Here is an 18,888-nt window from a genome sequence, read left to right as displayed (position 1 = left end):
GTCTCGTGAGCAAGCTCTCGAAGTGACGGGCAGCGCCGAATCCTATCGCCCGGGGCGCGGGCTTAATTGAGCTTTACCCGGACCTGATAAATTGCCGAGGCCAAGGTCGAGGCAAGCACTAGCACGAGACCAAGCCCGATCATGGGATTCCTTGCGATCACCGCCGCAAGCGATACCCCCAGCGCCGCGGCCAACATCTGCCAGAAACCCAACAGGGCCGAGGCAGCACCGGCGCGATCGCCGAATGGCGAAAGAGCTTGCGCACTGCAGAGCGGATTGACCATACCCATGCCTAGCAGGAATACGCATGCGCCGACAAGAAATGGCAAAAAGCGCCCGTCGAGAAGCGCGAATAGCAACACCATACCGCCACCGACACAGGCCAGCGCGAGGCCGATGCAAATCGATCGGTCGAGACCAAGGTGCGGAACGATTTTTGTAGCGATAATGCCAGCGCTAAAGACGACCATGACAGTGCCTGCGAAGAACAGGCCGAGTTGCATGGGTGTGAAGTCGAGGCCTTCTATCAAGACTCGCGGCAACGCCGAAAACATTGCAAACAGCGCACCTAAGATGAGGCTAACGGTTGCGGCAGGAACCAAGAAACGGCGGTCAGTCGATAGTGACAAGTAGTTCTTGACGATGGTCGAGGAATCGAACTCGGCGCGTGGCGCGTGGTGCGTTTCTCCGAAAGCCGCAAGAAATGCTGAAGCGGCGACGACGGCGAAGATTCCGACGAACACAAATGCTGAACGCCAGCCAAAAAAATGATCCAGCGCGCCACCGACCAGGGGCGAGAATCCGGGCGCCGCTGCCATCGCAACCATAACAAACGTGAGCACGCGCGCTAGCTTTTCGCCCTGAAAAAGATCTCTTGCGATAGCTCGCGAAAGGACAGACGTGGCACATGCGCCACCGGCCTGCACAACGCGACCAATCAATAGTGCCGCCAAATCATTGGCTAACGCGCACCATATGCTACCTGCGAAAAATACAGCAAACCCGATCATCACGGGTATGCGCCGGCCGAAACGATCCGACAACGGACCGACAACAAGTTGTCCGACCGCGAACATGGCGAGGAATATGGTGATAGCTGAGGTTACCTGAGCGCTGGAGACGCCTACCGCGACGGCGATGCTCGGTAGCGAAGGCAACAGAATGTTGGTGGCCAACGTGCCACTCGCAGACAACGCAGCAAGAACGGCGACCTGAAGACCAAGCGGCACGGCTCGAGCGAGCGGACGGTCTTCGACGTTGCTGGTCATAAGCCGCTTCGGATCAATGGATGATAATCATCATATCAACCACCCATTGAATGCGCAACCTGAGCATAGTCCGGTATGTCACGAGCCGCCGAACGCGCTCACGGTGGCAGGCTTCCCCCTTTGCGCTGGTAAGCTCAAGTGTACGCCTACAAGCCTTGGGCCGGAGGATAGGGGCGGTGACCGCTCCCCGGGCCCCGCTACCCCCCGTAACTCTGCACCAGGCTCCCTGCCACCAGCGACCAGCCGTCGACGAGCACGAAGAAGATCAGCTTGAACGGCAGCGAGATGGTTGCCGGCGGCAGCATCATCATGCCCATCGACATCAGCACGGAGGCGACGACGAGATCGATGATCAGGAACGGAAGGAACAGCAGAAAACCGATCTCGAAGGCGCGCTTCAGCTCCGAGATCATGAAGGCGGGGACGAGGATGCGTAATCCGAGGTCGTCGGGAGTGGCGGGCGGCGGCTCGCCGGAGAGATCCAGGAACAGCTTGAGGTCCTTCTCGCGCACGTTCTTCTGCATGAAGCCGCGCAGGGGGACGGAGGCGCGCTGAAGCGCGTCCTCGACGCCGAGCTGATTGGCGACCAGCGGACGGATGCCTTCGTCGTAGGATTTCTGCAGGACGGGTCCCATCACGAAGAAGGTGAGAAACATCGCCAGCGCGATGATCACCGAGTTCGGCGGGGCGGTCGCGGTGCCCATCGCGGTGCGCAGCAGCGACAGCACGACCACGATGCGCGTGAACGAGGTCATCATGATCAGGATCGACGGGGCGATCGACAGCACCGTGAGCAGCGCGATCAGCTGGATCGCGCGCTCGGTGACGCCGCCACCGCCAGCGCCTCCGCCGCCGAGATTGATGCTGATGTCCTGCGCATGCGCCGGCATCGCGAGCGAAGCCGCGCCGATCAGGACAGAAAGAAAAAAAACTCTACGCGGGAGGGCCGGCAGCCTCACGAAGACGGCTTCGGACGGCCGAGCAACGAGGCCATCTCGTCTTCGAGATTTTCAAAGCTGGTCTTTTCCGGGGCCGGCTTTGCGGGAGGGGCCGGCGGTGCCGGCGGCTCGCTGCGGGCCACACGCGGGGGAGCGGTCGGGGGCTCCGGCGCGACCGGAGGGGCAAGCGCCTCGCCGGCGGGGCGGCGCAGCGCAGCTTCGAGCCGCTGCGCCATCTCGGCGAGATTCTGCTCGGCGCTCGATGGCGCTGCGGGAGCGGGCGCCGGCGGCGGAACGGGCGGAGCCTGCGGCACAGGCGGAGGTGGCGCGGCGACGCGCTCGGCGCGCACCGGAGGCGCCTTCACCGGCTCGCTCTGGCGCGGCGGACGCGGCATCAGAGGGGGTTCGTTGCGCGCAACGCGCGGCGGAACAGGTTCGGGACGCAGCTCGCGCTCAGGGCGCGGCGCGATCGGCTCGGAGGTGAAGCCGCCCAATGGCGGCTCGTTGCGGCGTTCGGCCATCGCGGGAGCCGGCCGGCGCACTTCGTCGGCGAAGGAGGGGCGCGTGGGTCGCGGTGGCGGCTCGGGCATGTGCGGCTCGGGATGATCGAGCAGTTCGGGCCGCGGTGCTTCGTCGGCCCAGCTGCTGCTATCATGCATCGGCGCAAGACGCGGCGGCTCGGCCGCGTTGGGGCGCTGCGGGAGCTGGTCGCGGCCGGGCGCCGCGCGCACGATGTTGGGTTCGACGACGATGTCGGTGGGGCCGCCGATCATCAGAAGATGCTCGACATTGTCACGCCGGACCAGCACCAGGCGGCGGCGGCCGTCGACCGCGGCGGCATCGATCACGGCGAGCCGGGGCATCCGGCCGCGCTGGGTGTTGGCGCCGAGCCGGCTGGTGGCGAATCGGCGAACCAGCCATGCAGCGACGCCGATCAACGCCAGAACGACGATGAACGCGACGATGAAGGTGATAGGGCTGCCTTGCATACTTGTCCCCGACAAATGGCGCTTGTCTCGGGCCCGTGGTCAGATGCGCCAACCACCGGCTTACGTTGCCCCAAACTGCGATTTCTTAACGTCCCACGGCAAGTTTTGCCGTCCCCAACTCTTAATAACCCATGAATCGCTCGATCCAAAACGACTTCTTGGCCTGTGCACGCGCCGCCAAGCGGTTGGGTTAATGCCGCTTTCGGAGGCGTAGAATCACGGGGCATGCGCATTCGTGTCCCGGCGGGGGACAACTGCCTGCGACCTCCTTAACCAGCTGTTAACCATACAGGCGGCAAATTCTGCCTAGCTTCGGACCACGGGTCCTGCGAGGCGGAAGGAGCCGCAACGATGTCCATCAACGATCTTCCGGTGCTATCGGCGCTTCGCACCAAGATGCAATGGCACCAGGAGCGCCAGCGCGTCCTGTCCGAGAACGTCTCCAATTCAGACACGCCCAAATTCCGGCCGCGCGACTTGGTCGAGCCGAAGCTGGACAAGGCTGGCGCCGTCACGGGTTCGATGGGCCCCTTGGCGCTTACCCGCACCAGCGGTTCCCACATGGCGCCGTCAGGCGCGGCCTCCGGATTCGACCAGAACAAGAATGCCGGTTTTGAGACCCGCCCCGCGGGCAACGCCGTCAATCTCGAAGAGGAGATGATGAAGGCCGCCAGCAACCAGATGGATTATGCGGCGGCAACCTCGCTCTATTCGAAGAGCCTGCACCTGCTCAAGACCGCGATCGGCAAAGGCTAGAGCTAGAGGAAGCGCATCATGGCGAATGACAGCAGCGAATTTGCCCGCTCGATGGCGATCGCGACCTCCGGTCTGCGGGCGCAGGCCGGGCGCATGCGGGTGATCTCGGAGAACATCGCAAATGCGGATTCGACCTCGCAGAGCGCCGGCGGCGATCCTTACCGGCGCAAGGTGCCGACCTTCTCCTCCGCGCTCGACCGCACACTCGACGCGCAGGTCGTCACTCTCGGCAGGATCAAGCCCGACCAGTCCAATTTCCGCACCAAATACGAGCCGAACAATCCGGCGGCGGATGCGACCGGCAACGTCAAATATCCCAACGTGAACTCGGTGGTCGAGATGACCGACATGCGCGACGCGCAGCGGTCGTACGAAGCCAATCTCAACATCATCAGTGCGACGCGCCGGATGATCCAGCGCACCCTCGACATCCTCAAGAGCTGAACAGGACATTTGAACCATGGCAACACCGACAATTGCCGCCAACGCCTATGCAAACCTTGCCCGCGTGCTGGAGAACAGCGGTGCCGGCAAGGGCAGCGAGCCGAGCGGGCAGTCCTTCGCCTCTCTTCTAAAAGACACCGTCGGCAGCGTCCTGGAGTCCGGCCGCAAATCCGATGCGCAGACGGTGGCGATGGCCGCCGGCAAGGCCAATGTGATGGACGTGGTGACGGCGGTCGCAGACACCGACGTCGCCGTGTCCACGCTGGTCTCGGTCCGCGACCGCGTGATCGCGGCCTATGAAGACATCATGAAGATGCCGATCTGATTTTGGCGCTCGCGCCCGCCCCAATCGTCATTGCGAGCGCAGCGAAGCAATCCAGAGTTTTCCGAAGCGGCAGTCTGGATTGCTTCGCTACGCTCGCAATGACGGGGATAGGTCTTCGCATCGCTCACAAGAGCGGTGGGAGGCGAGGAATAAGGCAAAGGAACTGCGAAATGACCGGACCGGAAACCCTCGACGTCGCGCGCGATGCGATCTGGACCATCGTGATCGTGTCGTCGCCCCTGATGGTGGTCGGCCTCGTGGTCGGCGTCGTCGTGTCGCTGTTCCAGGCGCTGACGCAGATCCAGGAGCAGACGCTGATCTACGTGCCGAAGATCCTGGCCATCTTTGCCACAATGCTGTTGGCCTTGCCGTTCATGGCCGACGCGCTGCATTCCCACATGCTGCGGATATCGTCGCGAATCATCGGCGGCTGAGGCACTATGCGCCCGTCATGCGCATCGACGTCTCGCTGCTGCCGGCGCTTGCCGCCTCCTTCATGCTCGCCTTTGCCCGGGTCGGCGCGATGGTGATGCTGTTGCCGGGCCTCGGCGAGACCAATATCCCGACACGGATCAAACTGTCGATCGCGCTGCTGCTCACGCTGATCATCCTGCCGCTGCATCGCAACGCCTATCAGGTCGACATGGGCTCGATCGCGCCGCTGCTGGTCCTGATGCTGCATGAGATCGTTATCGGCATCGTGCTGGGGGCGACCGCGCGGGTGACGTTGTCGGCGCTGCAGGTTGCCGGCGCCGTGATCGCACAGCAGATGGGGCTCGGCTTCGTCACGTCGGTCGATCCGACGCAGGGACAGCAGGGCGTGCTCGTCGGCAACTTCCTGACGATACTGGGGGTGACGCTGCTGTTCGCCACCGACAGTCATCATCTGGTGATCGCGGCACTGAACGACAGCTACACGATCTTCGCGCCGGGCGAGACCGTGTCGAGCGGCGATGTCGCCGCGCTGGCGACGCGCGCCTTCGCCGCCGCGTTCCGCCTGGGCTTGCAACTCTCCGGCCCGTTCCTGGTGTTCGGCCTCGTCTTCAATATCGGGCTCGGCGTGCTGGCGCGGCTGATGCCGCAGATGCAGGTCTATTTCGTCGGCGTGCCGCTCTCGATCTTCGCCGGCTTCCTGGTGCTCGCCGTCGTGCTCACGGCGATGATGGGCACCTATCTCGACTATTTCATCGGTGTCATGCACCAGATGATGCCACTCAAGTGATCGGGTGATCGATGGCGGAAGACAACGATCCAGAGAGTCAAACAGAAGACCCGACGCAAAAACGTCTCGAAGAGGCGCTCGAACGCGGTGACGTCGCCAAGAGCCAGGAGATCAACACCTGGTTCATGATCGCGGGCGCCACGCTCGTGGTCTCGAGCTTCTCGGGATCGGTCGGCAGCGGGCTGTTGGCGCCGATGCGCAACCTGCTCGCCAATTCCTGGATGATCAAGACCGACGGCAGGGCTCTGCTCGCCCTGATGCAGCAGATCGAAGTCGCGGTGCTCGCGGCGGTGGGCGTGCCGCTGCTGATGCTGGTACTCGCGGCAATTGCCGGCAACGTGCTGCAGCACCGCCTGGTCTGGTCGGCCGAATCCCTCAAGCCCAAGTTCAGCAAGCTGTCGCCTGCCGAAGGCCTCAAGCGCATCTTCGGCAAGCAAGCGGCGGCGAACTTCCTCAAGGGTCTCGGCAAGCTGATCGTGCTCGGCGCGGTCATGACCGTGATCCTGTGGCCGGAGCGGCATCGCATGGAGGCGATGGTCAGGCTCGATCCGGCCGCCCTGCTCGGTGCCTCCACCAGCCTGACCATTCACCTGCTCGGCGCGGTGGTCGCGGCGCTCGCCATCATCGCCATCGGCGACTATTTCTTCCAGTATCGCAGCTGGTTCCAGCGGCAGAAGATGTCGCTCCAGGAGATCAAGGAAGAGTACAAGCAGTCCGAAGGCGACCCACACATCAAGGGCAAGCTGAGGCAGCTGCGTCAGCAGCGCTCCAAGAAGCGCATGATGGCGGCGGTTCCCAAGGCCTCCGTGATCATCACCAACCCGACCCACTATTCGATCGCGCTGTCCTACGAGCGCGGCATGTCGGCGCCGATCTGCGTGGCCAAGGGCGTCGACAACCTCGCTTTCAAGATCCGGGAGATCGCGCGCGAGCACGACATCCCGATCGTCGAGAACGTGCCGCTCGCCCGCGCGCTCTACGCCACCGTCGAGATCGACGAGGAAATCCCGACCGAGCACTACCATGCGGTCGCCGAAGTCATCGGCTACGTCATGCGTCTGAAGAGCGGATTCGGTGCCAGCCGGCAATAAAACCCCTGAAAAGTACTGGAAATGGCCGTAATCTGGGAATCAGCGTACCTTTCGCCCCTGCTGCCCTTGCGCCTGCGGGTCCGATTCAGGCAGGGAGGACCCTGCGCGCCCCGTAGCGCGTTGATTCTCTGCCGACAGGCTGTGCCAGCTTGAGATGACTGCTGAGACCGACCACGACCTCACACGCGAGCCCGTTGCGGCGCACGAGCCGTCGCCGCGCTCGGGCAGCATTGCCCTGGTGCTGCTGGTGGCCGCCGGCCTCGTCGCCGTTGCCGTCGGGCTGATGACGCTCGGGCGCGCGCAGGCGCAGCCCTATATTCTCGGCATCCTCGCCGTGCTGGCGATGGTCGGCCTGTTCAACCTGTTCGCCTTCGCCGCCGGCATCATCCGCTTCGTCGATCGCAATCTCGACGATCCCGTGATGGGCCGCATCGCCGATCACGCCTTCGACGGCCTCGCCGTGACCGACCCGCGCGGCCATGTGGTCTATTCCAATGCGGCCTATCTGACGCTGACCGGCGCTGCCGGCCCACAGGACGTGCGTCCCGTGGAGCGCGTCTTCATCGGCAACCCCGACGTCTCCGAAGCGGTGTTCCGCCTGTTGAAAGCCGCGCGCGAAGGCAAGCGGCAGCAGGAAGAGGTGCGCATCTCCGGCCATGACGGCAGCCAGGGCCGCTGGCTGCGTATGCGGGTGCGGCCCCTCGGCACCGGCAAGCGCGAGACGAGATACGCGGTGTGGTCGATCGCCGACATCACCCGCGACCGCGAGCGCCAGGAGGACGTGTTCCAGGAACTCCAGCACGCGATCGAATATCTCGATCACGCGCCTTGCGGTTTCTTCTCGGTCAATCCGGCCGGCGAGCTCGCTTATGTCAACGCGACGCTGGCGAACTGGCTCGACTACGACCTTGCCGAGATCGGCTCGGGCGGGCTGAAGCTCACCGACATCGTCTCCGGCGACGGCGCTTCGCTTCTGACTGCGATCGTGGCGGTCCCGGGCGAGGTCAAGACGGAAGTCTTCGACATCGACCTGCGCATGCGTACCGGCAAGACCATGCCGGTACGGCTCTATCACAAGCTCGCCTTCGGCGCCGACGGTGCGCCAGGCCCGTCGCGCACGCTGGTGATCAGCCGCGCCCGCGACGAGCGCAGCGATCCGGACCGCGCCGCCGAAGTGCGCTTCATGCGCTTCTTCGACCATACGCCGATGGCGATCGCCACCGTCGACCGCGGCGGCAACGTCGTGCGCGCCAATGCGCGCTACGCCAAGCTCGGGCAGGCGCTGGGGCTCGACAGCGCCAGCAAGTCGATCTTCCGCGCGGTCAATTCGCGCGACCGTCATTTGCTGATCGCGGCCATCAACCAGGCCGCCGAGAATCAGGCCGACATCGCGCCGGTCGAGGTCGCGCTGGAAGGAACCAAGGAGCGCTGGGGCCAGTTCTTCGTCACGCCGGTCGACGGGGGTGAGAACGACGCGGAAGCCGCCATCGTGCACATGCTCGAGACCACCGAGCGGCGCGCGCTGGAGAACCAGATCAACCAGTCGCAGAAGATGGAGACTGTCGGCCAGCTCGCCGGCGGCATCGCCCACGACTTCAACAACGTGCTCTCCGCCATCATGATGGCGAACGACTTCCTGCTGAACGCGCACAAGCCGACTGATCCGTCGTTCCAGGACATCATGCAGATCAAGCAGAACGCGACGCGGGCCGCCACGCTGGTGCGGCAGTTGCTGGCGTTCTCGCGGCGGCAGACGCTGCGGCCGCAGGTGCTCGACCTCGGCGATGCGCTCTCCGACCTCGCCATGCTGCTGCGCCGCCTGATCGGCGAGAAGGTCAAGCATGAGACCATCCACGGCCGCGATCTCTGGCCGGTCAAGGTCGACGTCTCCCAGTTCGAGCAGGTCATCGTCAATCTCGCGGTCAACGCGCGCGACGCGATGCCCGACGGCGGCAAGCTGATCATCCGCACCGCCAACGTCACCGCCGAGGAGGCGGCTAGGTTGGCCTACAAGGGCATGCCGGCGGCGGACTACGTGCGGATCGAGGTCGCCGACACCGGTACCGGCATCCCCGCCGATATCCGCGACAAGATCTTCGAGCCGTTCTTCTCGACCAAGGAAGTCGGCAAGGGCACCGGCCTCGGGCTCTCCACCGTCTACGGCATCGTCAAGCAGACCGGTGGCTTCATTTACGTGGACTCCGAGCCGGGGCAGGGCACCTCATTCCAGATCTTCCTGCCGCGCCATCATGCCGAGCCGGAGGTGCAGGTCGAGCAGCCGGCGCCGGTCGTTGGCGCCGGCAATGGTGCCGCGAAGGAAGCCGGGTCCACGGCGGACGCCAAGCCCCGCACCGATCTCACCGGACAGGGCACCATCCTCCTGGTCGAGGACGAAGAGGGCCTGCGCGCGCTCAACGCACGCGGTCTGCGCTCGCGCGGCTACACCGTGGTCGAGGCCGAGAACGGCGTCGAGGCGCTGGAGGTGCTGGAGGAGCAGAGCGGCGGAATCGATCTCGTCGTGTCCGACGTCGTGATGCCGGAGATGGACGGCCCGACGCTGCTCAAGGCGATGCGCGAGAAGAACCCCGACATCAAGTTCATCTTCGTCTCCGGCTACGCGGAAGACGCATTCGAGAAGAGCCTGCCCGAAGGCCAGCAGTTCGACTTCCTGCCCAAGCCGTTCACGCTGAGCCAGCTCGTGGCGGCCGTGAAGGAGACGATGGCGAAGGCGGGGTGAGGGCCTCAACGCAATGACGACGGAAAAGCGGAATTGCCGGCACCAAAGCCACCGGTAACCCGCGACCGGGGCCCCTTCGCACACGCAGCCAAGCTGCCGCCAAACATGGGCTTTTGCCACATCCCCGCGACTGAGGGCCGCAGCCATAAGTTCCGATAGTGGCTTCCTTTTTACGGAAGGCTGCCCATCTTAGGGGCACGTCCCCATGCCGGGGATCTGGGAAACCAACATGAATTTCTCGCAACGCTCCCGCAGTCTCTTCAAGACGATTGCCGTCGTGCTGGCGCTTGCGCTGCCGACTGCGCTGGCGATCTCGTCCGCCGACGCGCGCGTCGGTGGCGGCATGTCGTCGGGCTCGCGCGGTTCGCGCACCTATTCGGCCCCGCCATCGACCACGACCGCGCCGGGTTCGACCTCGCAGTTCAATCGGACCTACACCCAGCCGGGCGCAGGCATGAATTCGGCTGCCGCCGCACCCGCGCGCGGCGGCCTGTTCGGCCGGGCCGGCGGCTTCATGGGCGGCCTTGCGGCCGGCTTCCTCGGCGCAGGCCTGCTCGGCATGCTGTTCGGCGGTGGCCTGTTCGGCGGGCTCGGCGGCCTATCGTCGATCATCGGTCTGATCATCCAGATCGTGCTCGTGGTGCTCGTGGTTCGGCTGGCGATGTCCTGGTGGCAGCGCCGCCACACCCCGCAGGCGGCCTATGCCAACGCTGACGCCGGTGCCGGTCCGGGACCGCAGGCGAACAACCGTGGTGGCCTTGGTGGCGGCTTCGGCTTCGGCGCCAACAATGCGCCGCTCGAGATCAAGCCGGACGACTATGAGGCGTTCGAGCGTCTGCTCGGCGACGTCCAGTCCGCCTGGTCGAACGAGGATGTGGCCAAGCTGCACACGCTCGCGACGCCGGAAATGGTCTCCTATTTCGAGCAGGACCTCGGCCAGAACCGCGCGCGCAATGTCGTCAACAAGGTCAGCGATGTGAAGCTGTTGCAGGGCGACCTCGCGGAATCCTGGCGCGAAGGCGAGACCGATTACGCGACCGTGGCGCTGCGCTTCGCGCTCACCGACAAGACGCTCGACCGCAATACCGGCGCAATTGTCGCCGGCAGCGAGCAGCCGGGCGAGGCCACCGAAGTCTGGACCTTTGCCCGACGTCCGGGCGGCGCCTGGGAATTGTCGGCGATCCAGCAGACCAACTGATCGCAGGCGACATGAATAACAAAGGCGTCGTGCTTCTTGCATGGCGCCTTTTTCTTTCGGGCCTCTCGCATCGCGGCATCGGAATAAGCGGGCCTGCGTCGGGTTGAAATCTGGCGGCCAACGACAACACAAAGGGAGGACAGGATGATCCGCATTGAGAGATCCGTGACGATTTCAGGCCTCGCGCTCGCCGCGGCCTTGCTAGCGGCGCCATCGGCGCAGGCGCAGTCCGCCGACATGACGTTCTTCGTGACCTCCAACGGTCCTGGCAAGGGCGCCGATCTCGGCGGCCTGGAGGGGGCCGATGCGCAGTGCCAGAAGTTGGCCCAGGCCGGCGGCGCCGGCAGCAAGACCTGGCGCGCTTATCTCTCCACGCAGGCCGCCGACGGCAAGCCGGCCGTCAACGCGCGCGACCGCATCGGCAAGGGACCGTGGCAGAACGCCAAGGGCGCTGTGATCGCCAAGGACGTTGCCGACCTGCACGGGGCGGCCAACAACCTCACCAAGCAGACCGCGCTGAGCGAGAAGGGCGAGGTCATCAACGGCCGCGGCGACACGCCGAACCGGCACGACATCCTCACGGGTTCGCAAGCCGACGGCAGCGCATTTCCCGCGGGTGACGACAAGACCTGCAAGAACTGGACGTCGAGCACGCAAGGCGCGGCGGTCGTCGGCCATGCCGATCGTCAAGGCCTGCGCGATGACGAGCCGTCGAAATCGTGGAACAGCTCGCATCCCTCGCGCGGTCCCGACGGCGGCTGCTCGCAGGCCGATCTGAAGAGCACCGGCGGCGACGGCCTGCTGTATTGCTTCGCGTCGAATTGAGACGCGGAACTCTCGCCACCGGCATGGAGTTCGTGGTTGCGTGCTAGACTTGCCGCAACGCAATCACGGACAGTTTCCATGAAATACGAGCTCTATTATTGGCCCGAGATCCAGGGCCGCGGTGAATATGTGCGGCTGGCGCTGGAGGAGGCCGGCGCGGCTTACGTCGACGTGGCGCGCGGCCCACGCGGCACAGCTGCGATGATGAAGATGATGGACGCGCACAAGGGCACGCCGCCCTTTGCGCCGCCGTTCCTCAAAGCCGGCAAGCTCGTCATCGGCCAGACCGCGAACATCCTGCTCTATCTCGGCGCCCGCCACGCCCTCGCCCCGAAATCGGAGGCGGGCCAACTCTGGGTGCATCAGCTCCAGCTCACGATCACCGATTTCGTGGTTGAGATTCACGATACCCATCATCCGCTCGGGCCTTCGCTCTATTACGAAGATCAGAAGCCGCCGGCGAAGAAGCGCACGGCCGACTTCTGGGGCGAGCGCGTGCCGAAATATCTGGGCTATTTCGAGCAGCTGCTTCAAAACAATGGCGGCGCCTATGTCACCGGCCGCAAGCTGTCCTATGTCGATCTCTCGCTGTTCCAGATCGTCGCGGGGCTGCGCTATGCGTTTCCGAAGCGGATGAAGGCGTTCGAGACAGATATCCCAGGCCTCGTCGGCCTGCACGACCGCGTCGCGGCGCGGCCGAACATCAAGGCCTATCTCGAAAGCCGCCGCCGCATTGCCTTCAACGAGCAGGGCATCTTCCGCCGCTACCGCGAATTGGATGGTTAGCCGGTCCGGAGGTGCCGAGGGGGTGTTGCGCGCTCACCATACGCCAGGAAACAGGCGATAGCGCACGCGCGTCACATATTCGGCATAGCCCGGCAGGCCCTCGCGCAGCGTGCGCTCCTCGATGCGAGTGCGGATGGCAAACAACAGGAGGAACAGCGGCACCATCATAAGTCCCCACCATGAGCCCAAAAGCAGCGGCACGCCGGCGAAGAACAGGATCATGCCGCTATACATGGGATGGCGCACATGGGCATAAGGCCCCGTCGAGATCACGCGCTGCGCGCGCTCGGCTTGCAGTTTCACCACGGGCGCCGCGAACGAGTTCTCGCGGAAGACCCAGAGGATGAACAGTGTCGAGAGCAGGAACAGGGCGAGGCCGAGTATCTGCGCCGCCATCGGCATATCGGAGGCTAGCGTACGCCGGTCGAGCCCCATCGCCGCCAGCCAGACCAGCATCGCGACGACGAAGACGGCCATGAACGCCTTGTCGGCAGCGGGCTGGTCCTTTTGCAGGACCGGCCGCAGGCGTTCGGCGAGCAGTGCGGGGTCGACCCGGTAAAGCCACCAGCCGCAGAGCGGGCCGAGCAGGGCGGAGATCGCGAGGAACACCCAAGCCGACGGCCAGTGCAGGGTTCCGGCGCACGCGAACAGCAGCGCGCCCATGGCGGCGGTGGTGATCGTGCTCTGCAACAGGAGTCTTGCGATCATGCGCAGGTCTCAGGGTAGCCGCGCACGATATTGGTCCCGCTATCCGGCGAAGATACGGCCGGACACGCGAAAAGCCCGATCGATCGGATCGGGCATTTCATCTTCGACGCGGCTGATCAGGCGAGCTGATCGATCCGCGTACCCTGACCCGGCGGCAGCGGCGCGGGCGGCGGCGGCTTATAGGTCGGGTCGTTGTCCTTGGTCTTGATCTGGTCGTCCTGCTGCTTGTTCGTGTCGTAGCTCGGCACCACGATCGCGATCGGCGGCGGCGAAACGGTAGAAACGCTCATCCACAAATCCTCACATATGGAAACAATTGATCCTGCGCCGCGAGACGCGAAATTTCCTTCAAGCCAATCGTTAAAATGCGAGGGATCTGGTGCGGTGGGATGTGCTCTCGGACCTCTCCTCGTCATTGCGAGCGCAGCGAAGCAATCCAGTCTGTCTCCGCGGAGGGATTCTGGATTGCTTGGCTTCGCTCGGAATGACGGAGTCTGTAGTGGGCGGTGTGCTGTCAGACGCACACCGCGCGGGGGACCGCCTATTCGTCCTTGCCGCGCGTGATCGCGATGGACGCATCCGTCTTGGTGCGGGTGCATTCCATGTTGAGACGCCGGTAACGCATGCTGATCTTGTCGCCGCGCAAGAGCCCCATCCGCTTCAGGCAGCGTGTCGCGCCCGTCGTCGTATCGTCCTTGGTCACGGTGAAGACGATCGCCGCCATCGACCCTACCAGCGCAAAGAACTCCGGTTTCGGCTTGCGATCGCCCTTGGCATAGAGCTCGATCGAGTATTTGTCGCCACGGCAAGCCACGGACAATTCCTTGGCCGCGGGATGTGTCAGATAGACGACATTCGCGGCGCGGAAATTCACCTTGAGGCGATCGACCTGGTTCGCCAGCTCCTTGGCGCTGTCATCGCAGCGGTCCGCGCGAGCGGGCGAGACGAGGGTCACAAGGCCGGTGATGGCGGCGGCAACCAGGATCGCGCCGCGGACGTGCAAGTTCAATGTCATGATGAAAAGCCCCTTAGCGGGCGCATTCAATCGTCGTCCCGCGCGTAGCGCAAGGGGTGCACCCAGGGTCTTCACTGGCATCATGAGGGCCTGGTGTCCGCGGCCAGCCGCCGAATCCGGATGCCCCGACCGCACCAGAGCGCCTTCCCTTTGCGGCAAAAAAGCTTAGAACGCTTCTATGAAAGGGGCCCATGCGAGGGCTCCAAAACCCCGAGATTCCAGCCCATGAACGCTCCCACCGCCTTCCCCGACCCCGCAAAGCCCGTTCCGCCCTACAAGCACACGCCGCTGTTTCCGCTGGGCAAGGACGAGACGCCCTACAAGAAGATCACGGCCGAGGGCGTGCGGGTCGAGAATATCCTGGGGAAAGACATGCTGGTGGTGTCGCGCGAGGCGCTGCGGGACCTGTCGGAAGCCGCCTTTGGCGACATCAACCACTATCTGCGGCCGGGTCATCTGAAGCAGCTCCGCGCGATCCTCGAGGACGGCGAGGCGAGCCCGAACGACAAGTTCGTCGCGCTGGACTTTCTCAAGAACGCCAACATCGCCGCCGGCGGCGTGCTGCCGATGTGCCAGGACACCGGCACCGCGATCATCATGGGCAAGAAGGGCTGCAACGTCATCACCGACGGTGACGACGAGGCGGCGCTGTCGGAAGGCGCGCGCGATGCTTACCTGCGCCGCAATCTGCGCTACTCGCAGGTCGCGCCCTTGTCGATGTACGAGGAGAAGAACACCGCCAACAACATGCCGGCGCAGTGCGAGATCTACGCCGAAGGTGATGACGCCTACAAGTTCATGTTCATGGCGAAGGGCGGCGGCAGCGCCAACAAGAGTTTTCTGTTCCAGGCGACGCCTTCGGTGCTGACCAAGAACCGGCTGCTCGCCTTCCTCAAGGAGAAAGTGTTGACGCTGGGCACTGCGGCGTGCCCGCCTTATCACCTCGCGATCGTGATCGGCGGCACCTCGGCCGAGCTCTGCATGAAGACGGTGAAGCTGGCGTCGGCTCGCTATCTGGACGCGCTGCCGACCCACGGCTCGCCCGACGGCAACGCGTTTCGCGATCTCGAGATGGAGCAGGAAATCCTGAAGATGACGCAGTCGCTCGGCGTCGGCGCGCAGTTCGGCGGAAAATATTTCTGCCACGACGTGCGCGTGATCCGCATGCCGCGTCACGGTGCCTCGCTGCCGATCGGGCTGGGCGTGTCCTGCTCGGCCGATCGCCAGGTGCTCGGCAAGATCACCAAGGACGGCGTCTATCTCGAAGAGCTCGAGCACAACCCGGCGCAGTATCTGCCTGAGGTCGAGCAGTCGCTCGGCGGCGAGGTCGTCAAGATCGACCTTAATCAGCCGATGAAGGATATCCTTGCCACGTTCTCGAAGTACCCGACCAAGACGCGGGTCTCGATGACCGGCACCATGATCGTCGCGCGCGATTCCGCGCATGCCAAGCTGCGCGAGCGGCTCGACCAGGGCGAGCCGCTGCCGGACTATTTCAAGAACCATCCGGTCTATTACGCGGGCCCGGCCAAGACGCCCGAGGGCTACGCCTCCGGTGCGTTCGGCCCCACCACTGCGGGCCGTATGGATTCCTTCGTCGATCAGTTCCAGGCCGCCGGCGGCTCGATGGTGATGGTGGCTAAGGGCAACCGGGCGGCGGCCGTGCGTGAGGCTTGCAAGAAATATGGCGGCTTCTATCTCGGCTCGATCGGCGGTGCCGCGGCGAACCTTGCCGAGCACTGCATCAAGAAGGTCGAGGTGCTCGAATATCCCGAGCTCGGCATGGAAGCGATCTGGCGCATCGAGGTCGTCGACTTCCCGGCGTTCATCATCATCGACGACAAGGGCAACGACTTCTTCAAGGAGTTGAATCTGGGTTAGCTGCCTCACTCGCACCTGCGTGCGAGTAATTGTGCATGCCCCCCATCACGATCGTCATGCCCGGGCTTGTCCCGGGCATCCACGTTCTTGGTGCGGCGAGGAAGACGTGGATGGCCGGGACAAGCCCGGCCATGACGATGCGGATGCCTCAGCGTGCTAGCTACAATTCGTGACTTGGTTGGAGCACAGCCCGCGCCACCAGCCGCGGACGCCGTCCTGGCTCTCGACAAGGCCCCAGAGACCGCTGCAAGCAAAGATGTGCTTCGGTCCGCCGTCGGTGTCGATCGGGCCGCCGAGCTCGCGCTGGGCCGGCATCCATTTCGCATCGACGAAGGGCGCCTGGAACAGACCGCCCATGCGTGTCGCGCCATTGGCGTAGGACGCGCCGACCTTGTTGGAGGCGACCCAGCCGCGTCCGGCATAGGGCTTTGGCGCGCTGCGCGGATATTTCTTGTCGTCCTCGTAGTCCTTGCCCGGCGGCTTGGCGCCTTCGATCAGAAACCAGCCGTTCTTGAAGCCGATGATGCGGAATTCAGTGAGCCAGCCGCCATCGGGCGTGTTCTCGCTTCCGCCGAGCTTGAGCCGGTAAGGCGGCGGAAGCGTGCCGAGCACACGCGCCTTGATCGATGGCTCGGCGCGCACGTTGAGGCCGTCAGGATCCTTGTCGACGGACCATGCGCCGAAATCACAGGGCTCGGTGCCGTCGGGAAGCGTTGAGCGCCTGGCGGCGAGATCGGCGTGCAGCTTTGCGAACTCAGTGTCGTCGTTGTCAGGATCCGGCCCGCTACGCGGCTTCAATTCGGCCGAGACTGCGCGCGTCGCATCCGGCGTCAGCGCGACCACGAGAGCCTGGCGCGCGACGAACACGCTTGCAGGTGACTTCGGATCGTTCGACGAGGTCGGATAGACGGCGAGGTAGCCCGCCGAACCTTCGGTTCGATAGGCCGTGCCGGCGACATAGCCTGCCGGTAGCATGGCGAGCGCGCTAGCCCGCCACGCCGGTTCGGCATCGTCCGCGCGCGCCGCTTGGGTCGCGACACACAGGATCGTCGCCGCGATGAAACCGAGCGCGCGCACGGTTGCCGCGCGGCTTACGCGCGCGTGCCGGTGAACGGGAAGCTGCCCATCGGGCCGATGCCCATCTCACCGCTCATGTTGTCGCCGGAGACGGTTCCGATGAATTCGAGCGTCAACGGCATCGGATTGGTGATCGAGACCTTCCAGTTGACGGCATCGCCGCTGACGGTGCCGTCGAAAATCTCGGCTGTATCGCCTTCCGCACCCTGCGTCCCCGTGAGCGTGCCGCCGGCAGCCGTCAGGCTCAGCGTCGCTTTGCGCTCGCCCATGGGGGTCGTCAGGGTCAGAGTCCAGTTGCCGTCGACGGCCATTCGCGTCTCCCAAGATCCCGGCGGACCGCGACGATCCGCGGACCAGTCCCGGCCGAGCGTATAGCGCAACTCGCCGCCCGCGCCTAACGCTCCGTTGGAGGCATTTAGGCGCGGGCGGCGGCGCGCCGTCGGCTTGTGACGATGAGACGGAGCACGACATATTGCACGGCGAAGGCGACGATCTTGGCGCCGCCCGCGACCACGGTGATGTAGAACGCCCACAGCTTCAGATCGCCTGTGGAGGCGACGGCGATCATGCCGGCACCGATCACGAACATCAGCGCGGCCCAGGCATAACCCGCTGCCGTCACGTACTCCGGAACGGTCTCGACGACGATCGATGGCATGTAGCGCAGCATCCAGCCGCGCTTGAGCATGATGGCACCGATCGCGAAATGTGCGATCGAGGGCTTTGCGAGCATGAAGCGAGGGTCGTTGGTCAGCAGCGTGACCGTGCCCAGCACGACGACGAGCGCGACGCTCGCATAGGTCATGTAATTGAGCTGCTGGCCCTTGACGCGCGCGTAGATCACCTGCGCGATCGCTCCGGCAATCGCGACCGACGTTGCCAGGACGACGTTGTCGGTCACGAGGTAGATGACCAGGAAGACGATGGCGGAGAAGAGGTCGGAGGCGAGGCGGGCGAATACGTCCTTCATCGTCGATCCTGTTCAGCGAGTGTGGGGCAGTGCGCTGGTCGGCGCACCGTACTTGATCTGCCGATATTCGGGATACGATTTTGTGAAATAGATCGCGCTGTTGCGGGCGGCGAAGGCGACCGCAAGGCTCGACCAGAGCGGCAGGCCAGGGACGTAGAGCAGCACGAGATTGGCGGCCGCCATCAGCAGTGCAGCCGCGGTCCATGCGCCGGTGATGACGTAGTTGGCATAGTGGAAGCCTGGCATTGCCGCGATCTCGGCCGGCACGGATTCGAGCGCGTATTGCAGCGTGAAGGGACGGCGGACCAGCATCGAGCCGAGCGAGATGACGAAGATGCCGATGTCGACCGACAGCTTGACACCGAGTGTGCCGAGCGCCGGGTCGAACAGCGCGAGGTGGAGGCCGATTGCGGCGAACAGCAGCGCCGAGCCCATAGCCAGGATCTTCACCGAGCGGCCGCGCACGACATCGATCGCGACGGTCGCGAGACAGATTGCCGAGGCTACGAAGACGCTGATCGTGGCCGAGGTCATCAGCATCAGGAAAGTGAAGGCGCCGTAGGGCGCGAGGATCAGGAAGATCGCCATGGTTCGCCTCGGTCAGTCCTTATCTTTACGATGTAAAGATAAATAAGTCAGGAGCGAGCCGGGGTCAAGC

General features: G+C 64.5%; 21 protein-coding genes. 11 read left to right on the top strand and 10 right to left on the bottom strand.

Features of this window, described 5'->3' with window-relative positions; translation table 11 throughout:
- Window positions 1–62 precede the first annotated feature (62 nt).
- The 3 genes from IVB48_RS14120 to IVB48_RS14110 form a co-directional block, all read right to left on the bottom strand.
- Window positions 63–1,268 (bottom strand): multidrug effflux MFS transporter, encoded by a 1,206-nt coding sequence (locus IVB48_RS14120; protein WP_247400441.1) that lies wholly within the window; start codon window positions 1,266–1,268, stop codon window positions 63–65.
- 197 nt (window positions 1,269–1,465) lie between these two features.
- Complete coding sequence (gene fliP / locus IVB48_RS14115; protein ID WP_027567605.1) at window positions 1,466–2,227, bottom strand: flagellar type III secretion system pore protein FliP; 762 nt, start codon at window positions 2,225–2,227, stop codon at window positions 1,466–1,468.
- A complete protein-coding gene (locus IVB48_RS14110; protein ID WP_247287334.1) occupies window positions 2,224–3,195 on the bottom strand; it encodes a flagellar biosynthetic protein FliO in 972 nt (323 codons plus the stop codon). Before IVB48_RS14110 ends, fliP begins: the two co-directional genes overlap by 4 nt.
- Window positions 3,196–3,546: 351 nt before the next feature.
- Between IVB48_RS14110 and flgB the strand changes: the two genes are divergently transcribed.
- The 10 genes from flgB to IVB48_RS14060 all read left to right on the top strand — a co-directional run bounded on the left by flgB (window position 3,547) and on the right by IVB48_RS14060 (window position 12,579).
- The gene (gene flgB, locus IVB48_RS14105; protein WP_027518914.1) at window positions 3,547–3,951 is read left to right on the top strand and encodes a flagellar basal body rod protein FlgB; all 405 of its coding nucleotides are present in this window, start codon (window positions 3,547–3,549) and stop codon (window positions 3,949–3,951) included.
- Between the two features lie 18 nt (window positions 3,952–3,969).
- Window positions 3,970–4,395 (top strand): flagellar basal body rod protein FlgC, encoded by a 426-nt coding sequence (gene flgC / locus IVB48_RS14100; protein ID WP_247400439.1) that lies wholly within the window; start codon window positions 3,970–3,972, stop codon window positions 4,393–4,395.
- Window positions 4,396–4,411: 16 nt separating this feature from the next.
- Entirely contained in the window at window positions 4,412–4,720 is a 309-nt protein-coding gene (fliE, locus tag IVB48_RS14095; protein WP_007612285.1) for a flagellar hook-basal body complex protein FliE, read from the top strand.
- Window positions 4,721–4,890: 170 nt separating this feature from the next.
- Complete coding sequence (gene fliQ / locus IVB48_RS14090) at window positions 4,891–5,154, top strand: flagellar biosynthesis protein FliQ (RefSeq protein ID WP_007612284.1); 264 nt, start codon at window positions 4,891–4,893, stop codon at window positions 5,152–5,154.
- Window positions 5,155–5,171: 17 nt separating this feature from the next.
- Window positions 5,172–5,942: a flagellar biosynthetic protein FliR gene (fliR, locus tag IVB48_RS14085; protein WP_007602155.1), complete on the top strand. Its 771-nt coding sequence runs from the start codon at window positions 5,172–5,174 to the stop codon at window positions 5,940–5,942.
- Between the two features lie 11 nt (window positions 5,943–5,953).
- On the top strand, window positions 5,954–7,033 hold the full coding sequence (gene flhB / locus IVB48_RS14080) for a flagellar biosynthesis protein FlhB (protein WP_018456412.1): 1,080 nt from the start codon (window positions 5,954–5,956) through the stop codon (window positions 7,031–7,033).
- Between the two features lie 154 nt (window positions 7,034–7,187).
- On the top strand, window positions 7,188–9,770 hold the full coding sequence (locus IVB48_RS14075) for a PAS domain-containing protein (protein ID WP_247400437.1): 2,583 nt from the start codon (window positions 7,188–7,190) through the stop codon (window positions 9,768–9,770).
- Window positions 9,771–9,975: 205 nt separating this feature from the next.
- Entirely contained in the window at window positions 9,976–10,968 is a 993-nt protein-coding gene (locus tag IVB48_RS14070; protein WP_247400435.1) for a Tim44 domain-containing protein, read from the top strand.
- 144 nt (window positions 10,969–11,112) lie between these two features.
- Window positions 11,113–11,793 (top strand): lectin, encoded by a 681-nt coding sequence (locus tag IVB48_RS14065; protein WP_247400433.1) that lies wholly within the window; start codon window positions 11,113–11,115, stop codon window positions 11,791–11,793.
- A gap of 78 nt (window positions 11,794–11,871) precedes the next feature.
- On the top strand, window positions 11,872–12,579 hold the full coding sequence (locus tag IVB48_RS14060) for a glutathione S-transferase (RefSeq protein WP_247400431.1): 708 nt from the start codon (window positions 11,872–11,874) through the stop codon (window positions 12,577–12,579).
- A 33-nt stretch (window positions 12,580–12,612) separates the two neighbouring features.
- Here IVB48_RS14060 and IVB48_RS14055 read toward each other — a convergent pair whose 3' ends face one another.
- The 3 genes from IVB48_RS14055 to IVB48_RS14045 all read right to left on the bottom strand — a co-directional run bounded on the left by IVB48_RS14055 (window position 12,613) and on the right by IVB48_RS14045 (window position 14,302).
- Window positions 12,613–13,287, bottom strand: a complete 675-nt coding sequence (locus tag IVB48_RS14055; protein ID WP_247400429.1) for an isoprenylcysteine carboxylmethyltransferase family protein — start codon at window positions 13,285–13,287, stop codon at window positions 12,613–12,615.
- Between the two features lie 116 nt (window positions 13,288–13,403).
- Entirely contained in the window at window positions 13,404–13,577 is a 174-nt protein-coding gene (locus tag IVB48_RS14050; RefSeq protein WP_197031138.1) for a hypothetical protein, read from the bottom strand.
- A gap of 251 nt (window positions 13,578–13,828) precedes the next feature.
- The gene (locus IVB48_RS14045; RefSeq protein WP_247400427.1) at window positions 13,829–14,302 is read right to left on the bottom strand and encodes a hypothetical protein; all 474 of its coding nucleotides are present in this window, start codon (window positions 14,300–14,302) and stop codon (window positions 13,829–13,831) included.
- 225 nt (window positions 14,303–14,527) lie between these two features.
- Here IVB48_RS14045 and IVB48_RS14040 point away from each other — a divergent pair, with 225 nt between their 5' ends.
- Window positions 14,528–16,183 (top strand): fumarate hydratase, encoded by a 1,656-nt coding sequence (locus tag IVB48_RS14040; protein ID WP_247400425.1) that lies wholly within the window; start codon window positions 14,528–14,530, stop codon window positions 16,181–16,183.
- Window positions 16,184–16,339: 156 nt separating this feature from the next.
- On the opposite strand, the gene IVB48_RS14035 is transcribed toward IVB48_RS14040, so the two are convergent.
- The 4 genes from IVB48_RS14035 to IVB48_RS14020 form a co-directional block, all read right to left on the bottom strand.
- Window positions 16,340–17,260, bottom strand: coding sequence for an SH3 domain-containing protein (locus IVB48_RS14035; RefSeq protein ID WP_247400424.1), 921 nt, complete (start codon window positions 17,258–17,260; stop codon window positions 16,340–16,342).
- A gap of 14 nt (window positions 17,261–17,274) precedes the next feature.
- The gene (locus tag IVB48_RS14030) at window positions 17,275–17,571 is read right to left on the bottom strand and encodes a hypothetical protein (protein ID WP_247362543.1); all 297 of its coding nucleotides are present in this window, start codon (window positions 17,569–17,571) and stop codon (window positions 17,275–17,277) included.
- 104 nt (window positions 17,572–17,675) lie between these two features.
- A complete protein-coding gene (locus IVB48_RS14025; protein ID WP_027567616.1) occupies window positions 17,676–18,230 on the bottom strand; it encodes a septation protein IspZ in 555 nt (184 codons plus the stop codon).
- Window positions 18,231–18,242: 12 nt separating this feature from the next.
- Entirely contained in the window at window positions 18,243–18,818 is a 576-nt protein-coding gene (locus IVB48_RS14020) for a hypothetical protein (protein WP_247400423.1), read from the bottom strand.
- Between the last annotated feature and the right edge of the window lie 70 nt (window positions 18,819–18,888).

The organism is Bradyrhizobium sp. 76 (assembly GCF_023073025.1).
Classification (GTDB): Bacteria; Pseudomonadota; Alphaproteobacteria; order Rhizobiales; family Xanthobacteraceae; genus Bradyrhizobium.
The sequence above is the reverse complement of the archived record's forward strand: the minus strand, read 5'-3'. Positions and strand labels throughout refer to the sequence as shown.

What these genes read in the sequence shown, in the direction of transcription:
- IVB48_RS14075 (WP_247400437.1), top strand. Translation starts at nt 7,188, where the DNA reads ATGACTGCTGAGACCGACCACGACCTCACACGCGAGCCCGTTGCGGCG.
- IVB48_RS14070 (WP_247400435.1), top strand. Translation starts at nt 9,976, where the DNA reads ATGCCGGGGATCTGGGAAACCAACATGAATTTCTCGCAACGCTCCCGC.
- IVB48_RS14020 (WP_247400423.1), bottom strand. Translation starts at nt 18,818, where the DNA reads ATGGCGATCTTCCTGATCCTCGCGCCCTACGGCGCCTTCACTTTCCTG.
- IVB48_RS14060 (WP_247400431.1), top strand. Translation starts at nt 11,872, where the DNA reads ATGAAATACGAGCTCTATTATTGGCCCGAGATCCAGGGCCGCGGTGAA.
- IVB48_RS14110 (WP_247287334.1), bottom strand. Translation starts at nt 3,195, where the DNA reads ATGCAAGGCAGCCCTATCACCTTCATCGTCGCGTTCATCGTCGTTCTG.
- IVB48_RS14040 (WP_247400425.1), top strand. Translation starts at nt 14,528, where the DNA reads ATGAACGCTCCCACCGCCTTCCCCGACCCCGCAAAGCCCGTTCCGCCC.
- IVB48_RS14120 (WP_247400441.1), bottom strand. Translation starts at nt 1,268, where the DNA reads ATGACCAGCAACGTCGAAGACCGTCCGCTCGCTCGAGCCGTGCCGCTT.
- IVB48_RS14025 (WP_027567616.1), bottom strand. Translation starts at nt 18,230, where the DNA reads ATGAAGGACGTATTCGCCCGCCTCGCCTCCGACCTCTTCTCCGCCATC.
- flgB (WP_027518914.1), top strand. Translation starts at nt 3,547, where the DNA reads ATGTCCATCAACGATCTTCCGGTGCTATCGGCGCTTCGCACCAAGATG.
- IVB48_RS14065 (WP_247400433.1), top strand. Translation starts at nt 11,113, where the DNA reads ATGATCCGCATTGAGAGATCCGTGACGATTTCAGGCCTCGCGCTCGCC.
- IVB48_RS14050 (WP_197031138.1), bottom strand. Translation starts at nt 13,577, where the DNA reads ATGAGCGTTTCTACCGTTTCGCCGCCGCCGATCGCGATCGTGGTGCCG.
- flgC (WP_247400439.1), top strand. Translation starts at nt 3,970, where the DNA reads ATGGCGAATGACAGCAGCGAATTTGCCCGCTCGATGGCGATCGCGACC.
- IVB48_RS14030 (WP_247362543.1), bottom strand. Translation starts at nt 17,571, where the DNA reads ATGGCCGTCGACGGCAACTGGACTCTGACCCTGACGACCCCCATGGGC.
- fliR (WP_007602155.1), top strand. Translation starts at nt 5,172, where the DNA reads ATGCGCATCGACGTCTCGCTGCTGCCGGCGCTTGCCGCCTCCTTCATG.
- fliQ (WP_007612284.1), top strand. Translation starts at nt 4,891, where the DNA reads ATGACCGGACCGGAAACCCTCGACGTCGCGCGCGATGCGATCTGGACC.
- IVB48_RS14045 (WP_247400427.1), bottom strand. Translation starts at nt 14,302, where the DNA reads ATGACATTGAACTTGCACGTCCGCGGCGCGATCCTGGTTGCCGCCGCC.
- fliE (WP_007612285.1), top strand. Translation starts at nt 4,412, where the DNA reads ATGGCAACACCGACAATTGCCGCCAACGCCTATGCAAACCTTGCCCGC.
- IVB48_RS14055 (WP_247400429.1), bottom strand. Translation starts at nt 13,287, where the DNA reads ATGATCGCAAGACTCCTGTTGCAGAGCACGATCACCACCGCCGCCATG.
- flhB (WP_018456412.1), top strand. Translation starts at nt 5,954, where the DNA reads ATGGCGGAAGACAACGATCCAGAGAGTCAAACAGAAGACCCGACGCAA.